We start from the raw sequence: 13,965 nt of genomic DNA, 5'->3' as shown, positions 1-13,965 counted from the left end.
GAGCACCGGCGTGCCAAGCTGTGACTCAGTCGACACTCTCAAGTGCCCGCCACCCGTCGATTCAATTTCCGCCTGCCCGTACAAACAGCGTAGTTTTTGTCAGAGTTCTTGGGCGCCGGGCCGTGTTCCGTTAACATAGTCGGCTTTTTCACGGCGGGAGTCAGGCAGCATGGCGCAGCAGTATCAACCGGGGCAACGCTGGATTAGTGACAGCGAAGCAGAGCTGGGGTTAGGCACCGTTCTGGCACAGGACGGCCGCTTGTTGACCGTGCTCTATCCGGCCACTGGCGACACTCGCCAGTATGCGCTACGGAATGCGCCCCTCACTCGCGTGAGGTTTTCGCCGGGTGACACCATCACCCATTTCGAAGGCTGGAAAATGACCGTACAGGAAGTCGACGACGTCGATGGCCTGCTGGTCTACCACGGCCTCAATGGGCAGAACGAGCAGGTCACCCTGCCGGAAACCCAACTGTCCAACTTCATCCAGTTCCGCCTGGCCAGTGATCGCCTGTTCGCCGGGCAGATCGACCCGCTGGCGTGGTTCTCGCTGCGCTACCACACCCTGGAACACACCAGCCGCCAGTTGCAGTCCTCGCTGTGGGGCCTGGGTGGCGTACGCGCCCAACCGATTGCCCACCAACTGCACATCGCCCGCGAAGTTGCTGACCGTATCGCGCCACGCGTGTTGCTGGCGGACGAAGTGGGGTTGGGCAAGACTATCGAAGCAGGCCTGGTGATCCATCGCCAACTGCTCTCGGGCCGTGCCAACCGCGTACTGATCCTGGTCCCGGAAAACCTGCAGCACCAATGGCTGGTGGAAATGCGCCGCCGCTTCAACCTGCAGGTTGCGCTGTTCGATGAAGAGCGCTTTATCGAAAGCGATGCCACCAACCCGTTCGAAGACACCCAGCTTGCACTCGTTGCGCTGGAATGGCTGGTGGACGACGAGAAGGCCCAGGACGCGCTGTTCGCCGCCGGCTGGGACTTGCTGGTAGTCGACGAAGCCCACCACCTGGTGTGGCACGAAGACAAGGCCAGCGCCGAATACTCGCTGGTCGAACAACTGGCCGAAGTGATTCCTGGCGTGCTGCTGCTGACCGCCACTCCGGAACAACTGGGCCAGGACAGCCATTTTGCACGCCTGCGCCTGCTGGACCCGAACCGCTTCCACGATCTGCAAGCCTTCCGCGCCGAGAGCGAAAACTATCGCCCGGTGGCCGAAGCCGTGCAGGAGCTGCTGGACAAGGGCCGCCTGTCGCCGACCGCGCACAAGACCATTCAAGGCTTCCTCGGTGACGAAGGTGAAGCCCTGCTCACCGCCGTCAACGATGGCGACACCGAGGCCAGCGCGCGCCTGGTGCGTGAACTGCTGGACCGCCACGGCACCGGCCGCGTGCTGTTTCGCAACACCCGTGCCGCGGTGCAAGGCTTCCCCGAGCGCAAGCTGCACGCCTACCCGCTGCCGAACCCGGACGAATACCTCGAACTGCCCCTGGGCGAACACCCCGAGCTGTACCCGGAAGTCAGCTTCCAGGCGCAACCGGACATCGAGGAAGAGAACCGCTGGTGGCGTTTCGACCCTCGGGTCGAGTGGCTGATCGACCAGTTGAAAATGCTCAAGCGCACCAAGGTCCTGGTGATCTGCGCCCACGCCGAAACCGCCATGGACCTGGAAGACGCCCTGCGTGTGCGCTCCGGCATCCCGGCCACGGTGTTCCACGAAGGCATGAATATTCTGGAGCGTGACCGCGCCGCTGCCTATTTTGCCGATGAAGAGTTCGGTGCCCAGGTGCTGATCTGCTCGGAAATCGGCAGTGAAGGCCGCAACTTCCAGTTCTCCCATCACCTGGTGCTGTTCGACCTGCCGTCCCACCCCGACCTGCTGGAACAGCGCATCGGGCGCCTGGACCGGATCGGCCAGAAACACGTGATCGAACTGCACGTGCCCTACTTGGAAACCAGCCCGCAAGAGCGCCTGTTCCAGTGGTACCACGAGGCGCTCAATGCCTTCCTCAACACCTGCCCGACCGGCAACGCCTTGCAGCATCAGTTCGGCCCACGCCTGCTGCCCTTGCTGGAAGCGGCCGACGACGGCGAGTGGCAAGCCCTGATCGACGAAGCCCGTGCCGAGCGCGAGCGCCTGGAGCAGGAGCTGCACACCGGTCGTGACCGTTTGCTCGAACTCAATTCCGGCGGCGCCGGCGAAGGCGATGCACTGGTCGAGGACATCCTCGAACAAGACGACCAGTTCGCCCTGCCGATCTACATGGAAACCCTGTTCGACGCGTTCGGCATCGACAGCGAAGACCATTCGGAAAACGCGCTGATCCTCAAGCCCAGCGAAAAAATGCTCGACGCCAGCTTCCCCCTGGGCGACGACGAAGGTGTAACCATCACCTACGACCGTAACCAGGCGCTGTCGCGCGAAGACATGCAGTTCATCACCTGGGAACACCCGATGGTGCAGGGCGGCATGGACCTGGTGCTGTCCGGTTCCATGGGCAACACCGCCGTGGCGCTGATCAAGAACAAGGCGCTCAAGCCAGGCACCGTATTGCTTGAACTGCTGTATGTCAGCGAAGTGGTCGCCCCGCGCTCCCTGCAACTGGGCCGCTACCTGCCACCGGCCGCCTTGCGCTGCCTGCTGGATGCCAACGGCAATGATTTGTCGGGCCGCGTGTCGTTCGTGACCTTGAATGACCAGCTGGAAAGCGTGCCACGGGCCAGCGCAAACAAATTCGTGCAGGCGCAGCGCGACCAACTCACCCCGCGCATCAACGCCGGTGAAGAGAAGATCGCCCCGCGTCACGCCGAGCGTGTAGCCGAAGCCAAACGTCGCCTGGCGGCAGACACCGACGAAGAGCTGGCGCGCCTGACCGCGCTGCAAGCGGTCAACCCGACCGTGCGAGACAGCGAGTTGGTCGCCTTGCGTAACCAGCGCGAGCAAGGCCTGGCCATGCTCGATAAAGCGGCACTGCGACTGGAAGCGATTCGGGTGTTGGTGGCGGGTTGATAATCCGCTGAACATAAAAGGCCCGCTTAGTGCGGGCCTTTTTAGAGATCGTTCCCACGCTCTGCGTGGGAATGCATCATGTGACGCTCTGCGTCACGACTTTAAAACGGACGCAGAGCGTCCAGAGCGGCGTTCCCACGCAGAGCATGGGAACGATCACTCGGTCTCACGCCGTTGCCGCCGCTGCCGGCACCTCAACCGCAGTCAACCCTTCCTTCATCCGATTGGCATCACGCACAAAAGTGCGCGAGGCCTGGAACAGGAACAGCATGGTCAAGAACAACGCCACTGGAATCAGGTACATGGCGTCATGCAAGCCTACCGCTTTGTAAGCCTCTGTCATCTGCTGCGCCCCAGCCGCATACATCGCTGAATGGGCAAAGTGATCGGACAACGCCCCGACCACCACCGGCCCCATGCCACCGCCGAGCAGATACAGCCCGGCAAAGAACAGCGCCATCGCCGTTGCGCGCAAGCGGGGTTCGACCACGTCCTGGATCGCGGTATACACGCAGGTATAGAAGTTGTAGGCAAACAGCCAGCCCACACTGAACAGCGCGACAAACAGCCCGATTTCGACACGCCCGGCATGCAATGCCCAGGCAGTGGTGACCGTGGAGATAATCAAGCTGAAGGCGGCGAACAACAGTCGGCCATTGGCGACCCGCTGATGAATCTTGTCGGCAATCCAGCCCCCCAGCGTCAAGCCCACCAAACCGGTCAGGCCGACGATGACACCCGTCGCGACGGCCGCGTCCTGCAACGGCATGAGGAAATAGCGCTGCAGCATCGGCACCAGGAACGAGTTGCACGCATAGGTGGCAAAGTTAAAGCACAACCCGGCCAGCACCAGCCACAGAAAGGTCGGCACAGCCAGCACGCGACGGATCGGGCGGTCGACGCGCTCTTGGGAGACTTGCACGGTTTCCGCCGCACCACGCTTGGGTTCTTTTATGTAGAACATAAACACCGCAAGGATAAGACCCGGCACCGCCGCAATAAAGAAGGGCGCGCGCCAACTGTCGAACGCCTTGACCATCGCACCGATTGTAAAGAACGCCAGCAACAGGCCCAACGGCAGGCCAAGCATGAAAATCCCCATGGCTCTGGCACGGCGGTGGGCGGGAAAGAGGTCGCCAATCAGCGAATTGGCCGCGGGTGCATAGCTGGCTTCGCCGATGCCAATGCCCATGCGCACCAGCAGGAAGGTCCAGAAACTGCCGACCATGCCGTTGACCGCCGTCAGCCCACTCCAGGCGAACAGGCCCCACCCCATCAACTTGCTGCGTGAACCGGTGTCGGCCAGGCGCCCGAGCGGCAGCCCGGCAATGGCGTAGACGATGGTAAAAGCGGTGCCGATGATACCGAGCTGGAAGTCGCTCAGGTGCCATTCCATGCGGATGGGCTCAATGATGATCGCGGGAATGGTGCGGTCAAAAAAGTTGAACAGGTTAGCGAGGAACAGCAGGAACAGAATGCGCCAGGCATTCGCCGCTTGGGTCGAGTTCTGCATGGGTCCGTCTCTTTTATTGTTATGAGAGCTGCGATGCCCGATGCATCCTGCTCAGGTCACTGCAACATAGTCAGGCTGTCAGTGATTGTCTGTAATGATTCGTAAAGCTGATAGGACATGATTTCACCCAGGCAACAGCGGATTTTGCCCACGAAAATATAAGTGCGTGCCCCTCTTCCCAATGGCGATGGCACGGATAGAATGGCGAGCCTTTCGTAGCACCCTCCTCCTACTTTTCTTATTGATGACGCCCATGTCCGAAGCCAGTCCGTGTCTGAATTGCGGTGCCTGCTGTTCACACTTTCGCGTGTCTTTCTTCTGGGGTGAGTGCGCCTCGTCCGGGGGCACGGTGCCCGATGACCTGGTGGTGCAGATCAACCCCAGCCGCGTGGCGATGATCGGCACCGATCAGAAACCTGCACGGTGCTGCAGCCTTGAAGGTGCAGTCGGACAGGCCACCAGCTGCTCTATTTATGAGCAACGCTCCAGCGTATGCCGTGAGTTCGACTCGTCCTGGAGCCAGGGCGTGCAAAATGTCGATTGCGACGCCGCCCGTGCCGCATTCGGCCTGGCGCCGCTGGAAGCCCCACACTTCGAACTCGACTTGCCCATCAGCGCTTAGCACCAAACGCTATGGAAGGCATGTCAAAATAATTTGAGATCAAAACGCCATTATTCATGGCAAATCTTCGGAGACTTCTATACTCGATCTCATCGGTCATCGCCTCTGGCAGTGACATGGCTCTATGACGGGATACGCTATGGAATGGCTGGGGCAGCACTTTTTTACCGACCTTCCAGACAGTGGGCATTTATTACTCAATTGCAGTCATAACCCCTTTCTGGTGCTACTGGCGTACCTGGTCGCCTGCGCGGCGGGCTTCGGTACGCTGGACATGGCCGAACGTGTGGGCCATGTCGAAGACCCCACCGCCCGCCGCCATTGGCGCTGGCTGGGCGCGGGTTGCCTGGCAGGCGGAATCTGGTCGACCCATTTCATCAGCATGCTGGCGTTCCAGGCCCCCATCGCCATTCACTACGAATTGATCATGACGTTCGCCTCGCTGCTGATCGCCCTGATCGCGTCGCTGCTCGCGATGCAGACCCTCAGTCATACCCACCTGCGTTTTCATCAGTACCTGGTGGCTTCGGTGTGGATGGGGCTGGGTATCGCGCTGATGCACTACGTGGGCATGTCGGCCATGCGTTCCCAGGCCCAGGTGTACTTCGAAACACGGCTGTTCCTGGCCTCGGTGGCGATTGCCATTGTCGCCAGCCTGGCGGCATTGTTGCTGTCCAGCTACCTGCGCAACGGAGCCGGCGTGTTTCACCAGTTGCTCAAATACGCCGCCAGCCTGGTGCTGGGAGCCGGAATCCTGAGCATGCATTTCACCGGCATGGCGGCCATGCAAATGCTGGTGCCCGGTGGCGCGGATCTTTCATTGCCGGTGGATGGCAGCCCGATTCAACTGGGGTTGTCGGTGGCGGTAATTACCTTGCTGGTGATCGGCAGTAGTGTCAGCGCAGCCCTGGCAGATAAAAAGCTGCAGCACAAAGAGCGGGACCTGCGCCGGGTCAATGCGCTGCTGAGCGAACTCGACCAGGCCCGCGCTTCACTGCAACAAGTGGCCCACTTCGATGCGCTGACCAGCCTGCTCAACCGCCGTGGTTTCAATCAGATCTTCGCGGAAAAGGTTGCGGAAAAAACCCGAAGCCAAGGCATGCTGGCGGTAATCTTCCTCGACATTGATCACTTCAAGCGCATCAATGATAGCCTTGGCCACGATGCGGGCGACCAGTTGCTCACGGTGCTGGCCGGGCATATCAAGGGCTCGATACGCAGCCATGAAGATGTAGTGGCACGCTTTGGCGGCGATGAATTCTGCATCCTGATCACTATTCATCACCGCGACGAAGCTCGGCAGATGGCCCAGCGCATCATGCAGAAGATGAAAGAGCCCATCGAGCTGGCTGGCCGGCGCATGGTGATGACCACCAGCATCGGCATCAGCCTGTTTCCCGAGGACGGCCACACCTGCGAAGAGCTGCTGAAGACTGCCGACCTGGCGCTGTACCAATCCAAGGACGCCGGGCGCAACAGCTTGCACTTCTTCAGCTCCAACCTGAAAACACGCGCCTTCCTTGAGCTGCAACTGGAGGAAGAACTGCGCGCCGCCTTGCGTACGCGCAACCAGCTGGTGCTGTTTTATCAGCCGATCTTCGACATGAAGCTGGGCAAGGTCACGCGCCTGGAAGCTCTGGTGCGCTGGCAACACCCCCAACACGGGCTGCTGGCCCCGGACCGCTTTATCGGCATTGCCGAGAACAACGGGCTGATCGCCGAGCTGGACCACTGGGTATTGCGCCAGGCCTGTCACGACCTGAGCCTGTTGTCTGACCGGGGCTACACCGAGTTGATCATGGCGGTGAACTGCTCGGCGTTGAACCTGGCGCGTGACGAACTGGCCGATGAAATCGAAGACGCCCTGCGCTTCGCCGGCATAGGCACCAACCGACTTGAACTGGAAGTCACTGAAAATGCGCTGATGGGCAACATCAGCAGCACCCTGGCGCTGTTGCGGCAAATTCGCGCCCTGGGTGTGTCACTGGCCATCGATGACTTCGGCACTGGCTATTCGTCGCTGGCTTATCTCAAGCGATTACCGCTCAACACCTTGAAGATCGACCGCTCGTTTATCCAGGACATTCCCAAATCCACCGCAGACAGTGAAATCGTCCAGGCGGTTATCGGCATGGCCCACACCCTGCACTTGCAGGTGGTTACCGAAGGCGTGGAAACCCAGGCACAGTTCGAGTTGCTGCTCAAGCATGGCTGTGACTACATCCAAGGCTACCTGCTCAGCCCGGCGGTGCCTTTCAATGACATCATCGGCGTGATGCAGGGGATTGCCATGCGCAACCCGCTATACCCGCTCAGCGTAGAGAACAACGACGCTCCACAGCCAAAAGACCCGGCGCCAGGGCGTATCGGCCCGCCGTCTATTGTCAGGCCGATTCGCTGAGACCCAGGCACGGGGAGTGGTGGTGTAATCGCTGCTTCTCTTCACGCCGGGTCATACCTGGAAACAATTGCGCCACTCATTCCTTCGGACCTCAACTGTTCCCGTGACGCTTACGTCACCCTCGGCTGTGACCTTTCTCTACGGCAAGGTGCCATCACGCGTTCAGCGGTTACTCGGCTACACACTTCAGCGCGTGAAAAATACGCACCTTTTTCGTGCGCGCCATTCTTATGCTGCCCTTTCCTGGATCAGGATCCATGGCGAGACCACCACTGCCCATAAGCTTGGATCCCGTTCGACCAGGTCCAATGCCCGCGTCGCAGACACCTCGCCAAGGGTGCCTGCAGCCAGCCAGGCGGCGACTTTGTCACGGTTGTCTTCGGCCATTCCTTCGGCGGCCTCGATCAAATCCAGGCCGGCATCGACCCACAATAGGGCACCCTTGGCAAAGAACGGTTCAAGCTCCTTCCAGGAAATTTCGGCGGTTTCACCGAGCAGCTTGGCATAGAGGGTGCTTGGTTCTTGCGTCATGGGAATTCACCTGGGTAGAAAATCGGCGCAATCATAGCCCCGTCGCTCAGGCAGAAAAACCCAGTAGCAAATGAAGTAGCGATTGAAACTGCCAGGAAAGCCAAGGAATGCCTTGAAAGCTGTTAGCAGCCCGGCGCAATTCTGTCTTTTTCTTTCACTTAAGCGACATACCCAGGTTTTGCCCCCAGCTGCCAGCTTTTCAAGCGATCAACCGGCGCTCTACACTGTACCGGTACAGTTGCCAGGGCAATGCCGGGGGGATATCCGCGATATCTGATCCGGTTCTGCAGCTCACAAGGCCGCTAGAACTATAAAAAATACAACAGTAAGAGTGGAGCACTATGAATAAGGCTACTAAGCAGATTTCCAAACTGTTTGCCGCTATGGTCCTGGCTGGGGTTGCCGGCCATTCGTTCGCAGCCGACACCATCAAGATCGGCATCGCCGGTCCCAAGACCGGTCCGGTGACGCAATACGGCGACATGCAATTCATGGGTGCCAAGCAAGCCATCAAAGACATCAACGCCAAGGGCGGCGTAGACGGCAAGATGCTTGAGGCCAAGGAATACGACGACGCTTGCGATCCAAAACAAGCCGTGGCCGTTGCCAACAAAGTGGTCAATGATGGCGTCAAGTTCGTCGTCGGCCACCTCTGCTCCAGCTCCACTCAGCCAGCATCGGATATCTATGAAGACGAAGGCGTCATCATGATCACCCCCGCTGCCACCAGCCCTGAAATCACTTCCCGTGGCTACAAGCTGATTTTCCGCACCATCGGCCTGGACAGCGCGCAAGGCCCAGCGGCGGGCAACTACATCGCCGACCACGTGAAACCGAAAATCGTTGCCGTGCTGCACGACAAGCAGCAATACGGTGAAGGTATCGCCAGCGCCGTGAAGAAGACCCTTGAAGAAAAAGGCACCAAGGTTGCCGTCTTCGAAGGCCTGAACGCCGGTGACAAAGACTTCTCCTCGATCATCCAGAAGCTCAAGCAAGCCAACGTCGACTTCGTCTACTACGGCGGCTACCACCCTGAGCTGGGCCTGATCCTGCGCCAAGCCAAGGAAAAAGGCCTGAACGCCAAGTTCATGGGCCCAGAGGGCGTGGGTAACGACTCCATCTCGCAAATCGCCCAAGGCGCTTCCGAAGGTCTGCTGGTGACCCTGCCGAAATCCTTCGACACCGACCCTGCCAACAAAGCCATCGTCGAAGAGTTCGCCAAGAACAAGCAGGACCCAACCGGTCCGTTCGTGTTCCCGGCCTACTCGGCGGTTGAAGTGATCGCCGGCGGTATCGCTGCTGCGAAGAGCGAAGACACCGCCAAAGTGGCCGAGGCCATCCACGCCGGTACCTTCAAGACCCCTACCGGCGACCTGAGCTTCGACGCCAAGGGCGACCTGAAGGACTTCAAGTTCGTGGTCTACGAATGGCACTTCGGTAAACCAAAAACCGAAGTCTCCCCTCAGTAAGCCAGGCGTTACTGGTCAACAAGCCCACTGTGCAAGCAGTGGGCTTTGTTTTACGAGGTTTATGGGCCATGTCACCCGCGATCCGGGCGCTGGCTCACCTGAAAATCTTAAAACCGTCACCAGCGGTTCGCTGGCAAACGCTTTGTGCAACCTGGTCACAGAACAGGGCACCGAGCCGGAAATGACTCCACCAGTGAAATGCGTATCGGGTTTTTAGGAGCGCTGTAATGCCTGAGATCTATCATTTTTTCCAACAGCTGGTTAATGGCCTGACCATTGGCAGCACCTATGCCTTGATAGCCATTGGCTACACAATGGTTTACGGCATCATTGGAATGATCAACTTCGCCCATGGCGAGGTGTACATGATTGGTTCCTACGTGGCCTTTATCGCCCTTGCCGGGTTGGCCATGATGGGGATCCACTCCCTGCCGCTATTGATGACCGCTGCGTTCCTGGCGTCGATCATCGTGACCAGTGCCTATGGCTACAGCATCGAGCGGGTTGCCTACCGCCCCCTGCGGGGCAGCAACCGTTTGATCCCGCTGATTTCCGCCATCGGCATGTCGATTTTCCTGCAGAACACCGTATTGCTGTCCCAGGACTCCAAGGACAAGTCCATTCCCAACCTGATTCCGGGGAGCATCTCCTTCGGCCCGGGTGGCGCACAAGAAGTGCTGATTTCGTACATGCAGATTCTGGTTTTCGTGGTCACCCTGGTGGCCATGCTGGGCCTGACGCTGTTCATTTCCCGCTCCCGTCTGGGGCGCGCCTGCCGGGCCTGCGCCGAAGACATCAAGATGGCCAACCTGCTGGGCATCAACACCAACAACATCATCGCCCTGACCTTCGTCATTGGTGCGGCGCTGGCGGCCGTGGCGGCCGTGTTGCTGAGCATGCAATACGGCGTGATCAACCCCAACGCCGGTTTCCTGGTGGGTCTCAAGGCCTTTACCGCAGCGGTATTGGGCGGCATCGGCAGTATTCCGGGCGCCATGCTCGGCGGGCTGGTGCTGGGTGTGGCCGAAGCCTTTGGCGCCGATATCTTCGGGGACCAGTACAAGGACGTCGTCGCGTTCGGCCTGTTGGTTCTGGTGTTGTTGTTCCGTCCGACCGGCATCCTGGGCCGTCCGGAGGTTGAGAAAGTATGAGCAGATATCTTAAATCGGCGTTTTTCAGCGCCTTGCTGGTGTGGGCCGTGGCCTTCCCGGTACTCGGCCTCAAGCTGAGCATTGTCGGCATCAACCTGGAGGTGCACGGCACCGGGCCTGTGACCCTGACCGTCATCGCCCTGTGTTCGGTGCTGATGTTCCTGCGTGTACTGTTCACCCAGCAGGTGGGTGCCTTGTTCAAGGGCAACCGTGGCCCGTTGGTGTCGCCCAAGGTCAGCCAATTTCTGACCCTGCCGCGCACCCAGCGCTACATCATCATCGGGTTGATCATCGCGGCGCTGATCTGGCCGTTCTTCGGCTCGCGCGGCGCGGTCGACATTGCCACGCTGATCCTGATCTACGTGTTGCTGGGCCTGGGCCTGAACATCGTGGTGGGCCTGGCAGGCTTGCTCGACCTGGGTTATGTGGGCTTCTACGCCGTGGGTGCCTATACCTACGCGCTGCTCTCGCATTACCTGGGCTGGAGCTTCTGGATCTGCCTGCCATTGGCGGGTATGGCGGCGGCGACGTTCGGCTTCCTGCTGGGCTTCCCGGTGCTGCGCCTGCGCGGTGACTACCTGGCCATCGTGACCCTGGGGTTCGGGGAAATCATTCGCCTGTTCCTGCGTAACCTCACCGATATCACCGGTGGCCCCAACGGTATCAGCAGCATTCCCAAGCCGACGTTCTTCGGGCTGTCGTTCGACCGCACTGCCGCCGAAGGCATGCAGACTTTCCACGAGTACTTCGGGATTGCCTACAACCCGGTGAGCAAAGTGGTGTTCCTGTACCTGGTGGCACTGTTGCTGGCATTGGCGGCCTTGTTCGTGATCAACCGCCTGCTGCGCATGCCCATCGGCCGTGCGTGGGAAGCACTACGCGAAGATGAAATCGCCTGCCGTGCCCTGGGCCTGAACCCAACCATCATCAAGCTTTCCGCATTCACCCTGGGCGCTGCATTCGCCGGTTTTGCCGGCAGCTTCTTCGCCGCTCGCCAAGGCCTGGTGACGCCGGAATCGTTCACCTTTATCGAGTCGGCGATCATTCTCGCCATCGTGGTATTAGGTGGCATGGGCTCGCAACTGGGCGTGATCCTGGCGGCCATCGTGATGATCCTGCTGCCGGAAATGATGCGTGAGTTCAGCGAATACCGCATGTTGATGTTCGGCGCCATGATGGTGCTGATGATGATCTGGCGCCCTCAAGGCCTGCTGCCCATGCAACGTCCACACATGGAGCTGCGCAAATGAGCCGCGAGATCCTGAAAGTCGAAAACCTGAGCATGCGCTTCGGCGGTTTGCTGGCGGTCAATGGCGTGGCCCTGACCGTCAAAGAGAAACAAGTGGTAGCACTGATCGGCCCCAACGGCGCCGGCAAGACCACGGTGTTCAATTGCCTTACCGGTTTCTACAAGCCGAGCGGTGGCAGCATCCTGCTGGACGGCCAGCCCATACAGGGCCTGGCCGGCCACGAAATCGCCCGCAAAGGCGTGGTGCGCACCTTCCAGAACGTGCGGTTGTTCAAGGACATGACGGCGGTTGAGAACCTGTTGATCGCCCAGCACCGTCACTTGAACACCAACTTCTTCGCAGGTCTATTCAAGACCCCGGCGTTCCGCAAGAGCGAGCGCGAGGCCATGGAATACGCGGCGTACTGGCTGGACAAGGTCAACCTGACCGAGTTCGCCAACCGCCCGGCAGGCACCCTCGCCTACGGCCAGCAACGTCGCCTGGAAATCGCCCGCTGCATGATGACCCGCCCGCGCATCCTGATGCTCGACGAACCTGCCGCGGGCCTGAACCCCAAGGAAACCGAAGACCTCAAGGCGCTGATCAGTGTGCTGCGTGAGGAAAACAACGCCACGGTGCTGTTGATCGAACACGACATGAAACTGGTCATGAGCATCTCCGACCATATCGTGGTGATCAACCAGGGCACGCCGCTGGCCAACGGGACGCCGGAGCAGATCCGCGACAATCCTGAAGTGATCAAAGCCTACTTGGGGGAAGCGTAAAATGCTGCAATTCGAAAACGTTTCCACTTTCTACGGCAAGATCCAGGCCCTGCACAGCGTCAATGTGGAAGTGCGCCAGGGTGAGATTGTCACCCTGATCGGCGCCAACGGTGCCGGCAAATCGACCTTGCTGATGACCTTGTGCGGTTCGCCGCAAGCCTACAGTGGCAGCATCCGCTACATGGGTGAAGAACTGGTGGGCAAGCACTCCGCCGAGATCATGCGCAAGAGCATTGCGGTGGTACCGGAAGGCCGTCGGGTGTTTTCGCGCCTGACCGTGGAAGAGAACCTGGCAATGGGTGGGTTCTTTACCGACAAGGGCGATTACCAGGAGCAGATGGACAAGGTGCTGCACCTGTTCCCCCGCCTCAAGGAACGCTTCAGCCAGCGCGGCGGCACCATGTCCGGCGGCGAGCAGCAAATGCTCGCCATCGGCCGGGCGCTGATGAGCAAGCCCAAGCTTTTGCTCCTGGACGAGCCTTCCCTGGGCCTGGCACCGATCATCATCCAGCAGATCTTCGACATCATCGAACAACTGCGCAAGGACGGTGTGACGGTGTTTTTGGTGGAGCAGAACGCCAACCAGGCGCTGAAAATCGCTGACCGTGCCTATGTGCTGGAGAATGGCCGGGTGGTGATGCAGGGTACGGGTGAGCAATTGCTGACCGATCCGAAGGTGCGGGAGGCGTACCTCGGCGGCTAAACGAAGGCTGCCATAGGAACCGGATCAAAAATGTGGGAGCGGGCTTGCTCGCGAATGCGGTAAATCAGCCAGGAAACTGTTGGCTGACACACTGCATTCGCGAGCAAGCCCGCTCCCACATTTGTTTGGTGTGAACCCTAATATTTAATTTATTTTCGAAGTTTGTGTAACGCAATTCGTCGAGCCCTCTCTAGTGGTGCATGCAGGCAATCAAGCCTGCGCATTCAACCACTGCTGGAGACACACCATGACCACCAAACTGTCCGCTGCCACCCTCGTCCTGGCCCTTGGGTCTGCCCTGAGCCTGTCCGCCCTGACCACCACCGCCCACGCGGCCGACGACATGCAGAAATGCTTCGGCGTGGCTGAAGCCGGCAAGAATGACTGCGCCGCGGGCGCCGGTACTTCCTGCGCTGGCACCTCCAAAACCAAAGACCAGGCCAATGCCTGGAAGCTGGTCCCCGCCGGCACTTGCACCAAGACCCCAAGCACCACCTCGCCGACCGGTTTTGGCCAGGAAGCGGCCTTCACCGCCAAATCCTGAA

General features: G+C 59.7%; 11 protein-coding genes. 9 read left to right on the top strand and 2 right to left on the bottom strand.

Features of this window, described 5'->3' with window-relative positions; genetic code table 11:
* Positions 1-169: 169 nt before the first annotated feature.
* A complete protein-coding gene (gene rapA, locus AC07S6_RS14975) occupies positions 170-3,016 on the top strand; it encodes an RNA polymerase-associated protein RapA (protein WP_060764390.1) in 2,847 nt (948 codons plus the stop codon).
* A 166-nt stretch (positions 3,017-3,182) separates the two neighbouring features.
* Here the strand turns inward: rapA and AC07S6_RS14970 are convergent, their stop codons facing one another.
* Entirely contained in the window at positions 3,183-4,529 is a 1,347-nt protein-coding gene (locus tag AC07S6_RS14970; RefSeq protein WP_495112552.1) for a spinster family MFS transporter, read from the bottom strand.
* A 253-nt stretch (positions 4,530-4,782) separates the two neighbouring features.
* Here AC07S6_RS14970 and AC07S6_RS14965 point away from each other — a divergent pair, with 253 nt between their 5' ends.
* Both AC07S6_RS14965 and AC07S6_RS14960 read left to right on the top strand, forming a co-directional pair.
* A complete protein-coding gene (locus AC07S6_RS14965; RefSeq protein WP_054898407.1) occupies positions 4,783-5,151 on the top strand; it encodes a YkgJ family cysteine cluster protein in 369 nt (122 codons plus the stop codon).
* Positions 5,152-5,290: 139 nt separating this feature from the next.
* On the top strand, positions 5,291-7,552 hold the full coding sequence (locus AC07S6_RS14960) for a putative bifunctional diguanylate cyclase/phosphodiesterase (protein ID WP_495112605.1): 2,262 nt from the start codon (positions 5,291-5,293) through the stop codon (positions 7,550-7,552).
* 228 nt (positions 7,553-7,780) lie between these two features.
* Here the strand turns inward: AC07S6_RS14960 and AC07S6_RS14955 are convergent, their stop codons facing one another.
* Complete coding sequence (locus AC07S6_RS14955; protein ID WP_034125956.1) at positions 7,781-8,083, bottom strand: DUF2288 domain-containing protein; 303 nt, start codon at positions 8,081-8,083, stop codon at positions 7,781-7,783.
* A gap of 341 nt (positions 8,084-8,424) precedes the next feature.
* Here AC07S6_RS14955 and AC07S6_RS14950 point away from each other — a divergent pair, with 341 nt between their 5' ends.
* From AC07S6_RS14950 to AC07S6_RS14925, 6 genes are all read left to right on the top strand, one after another.
* Positions 8,425-9,552 (top strand): branched-chain amino acid ABC transporter substrate-binding protein, encoded by a 1,128-nt coding sequence (locus tag AC07S6_RS14950; protein WP_003193533.1) that lies wholly within the window; start codon positions 8,425-8,427, stop codon positions 9,550-9,552.
* A gap of 227 nt (positions 9,553-9,779) precedes the next feature.
* Complete coding sequence (livH, locus tag AC07S6_RS14945; RefSeq protein ID WP_003193535.1) at positions 9,780-10,703, top strand: high-affinity branched-chain amino acid ABC transporter permease LivH; 924 nt, start codon at positions 9,780-9,782, stop codon at positions 10,701-10,703.
* Entirely contained in the window at positions 10,700-11,953 is a 1,254-nt protein-coding gene (locus AC07S6_RS14940) for a high-affinity branched-chain amino acid ABC transporter permease LivM (RefSeq protein ID WP_034125955.1), read from the top strand. The genes livH and AC07S6_RS14940 overlap by 4 nt, the downstream gene beginning before the upstream one ends.
* Positions 11,950-12,717, top strand: coding sequence for a high-affinity branched-chain amino acid ABC transporter ATP-binding protein LivG (gene livG, locus AC07S6_RS14935; protein WP_003193538.1), 768 nt, complete (start codon positions 11,950-11,952; stop codon positions 12,715-12,717). Before AC07S6_RS14940 ends, livG begins: the two co-directional genes overlap by 4 nt.
* Before the next feature lies 1 nt (position 12,718).
* Positions 12,719-13,420 carry an ABC transporter ATP-binding protein gene (locus AC07S6_RS14930; RefSeq protein WP_003193540.1) on the top strand — a complete coding sequence of 234 codons (702 nt, stop codon included), beginning with the start codon at positions 12,719-12,721 and terminating at the stop codon, positions 13,418-13,420.
* A gap of 247 nt (positions 13,421-13,667) precedes the next feature.
* Positions 13,668-13,964: a BufA1 family periplasmic bufferin-type metallophore gene (locus AC07S6_RS14925; RefSeq protein ID WP_034125953.1), complete on the top strand. Its 297-nt coding sequence runs from the start codon at positions 13,668-13,670 to the stop codon at positions 13,962-13,964.
* Position 13,965: the final 1 nt, after the last annotated feature.

The sequence above is a fragment of the Pseudomonas sp. GW821-FHT07B01 genome (assembly GCF_059419065.1).
The sequence above is the reverse complement of the archived record's forward strand: the minus strand, read 5'-3'. Positions and strand labels throughout refer to the sequence as shown.

Bases quoted from the DNA above. Each gene is read 5' to 3' on its own strand.
- rapA (WP_060764390.1), top strand. From the start codon at position 170: ATGGCGCAGCAGTATCAACCGGGGCAACGCTGGATTAGTGACAGCGAA.
- AC07S6_RS14970 (WP_495112552.1), bottom strand. From the start codon at position 4,529: ATGCAGAACTCGACCCAAGCGGCGAATGCCTGGCGCATTCTGTTCCTG.
- AC07S6_RS14965 (WP_054898407.1), top strand. From the start codon at position 4,783: ATGTCCGAAGCCAGTCCGTGTCTGAATTGCGGTGCCTGCTGTTCACAC.
- AC07S6_RS14960 (WP_495112605.1), top strand. From the start codon at position 5,291: ATGGAATGGCTGGGGCAGCACTTTTTTACCGACCTTCCAGACAGTGGG.
- AC07S6_RS14955 (WP_034125956.1), bottom strand. From the start codon at position 8,083: ATGACGCAAGAACCAAGCACCCTCTATGCCAAGCTGCTCGGTGAAACC.
- AC07S6_RS14950 (WP_003193533.1), top strand. From the start codon at position 8,425: ATGAATAAGGCTACTAAGCAGATTTCCAAACTGTTTGCCGCTATGGTC.
- livH (WP_003193535.1), top strand. From the start codon at position 9,780: ATGCCTGAGATCTATCATTTTTTCCAACAGCTGGTTAATGGCCTGACC.
- AC07S6_RS14940 (WP_034125955.1), top strand. From the start codon at position 10,700: ATGAGCAGATATCTTAAATCGGCGTTTTTCAGCGCCTTGCTGGTGTGG.
- livG (WP_003193538.1), top strand. From the start codon at position 11,950: ATGAGCCGCGAGATCCTGAAAGTCGAAAACCTGAGCATGCGCTTCGGC.
- AC07S6_RS14930 (WP_003193540.1), top strand. From the start codon at position 12,719: ATGCTGCAATTCGAAAACGTTTCCACTTTCTACGGCAAGATCCAGGCC.
- AC07S6_RS14925 (WP_034125953.1), top strand. From the start codon at position 13,668: ATGACCACCAAACTGTCCGCTGCCACCCTCGTCCTGGCCCTTGGGTCT.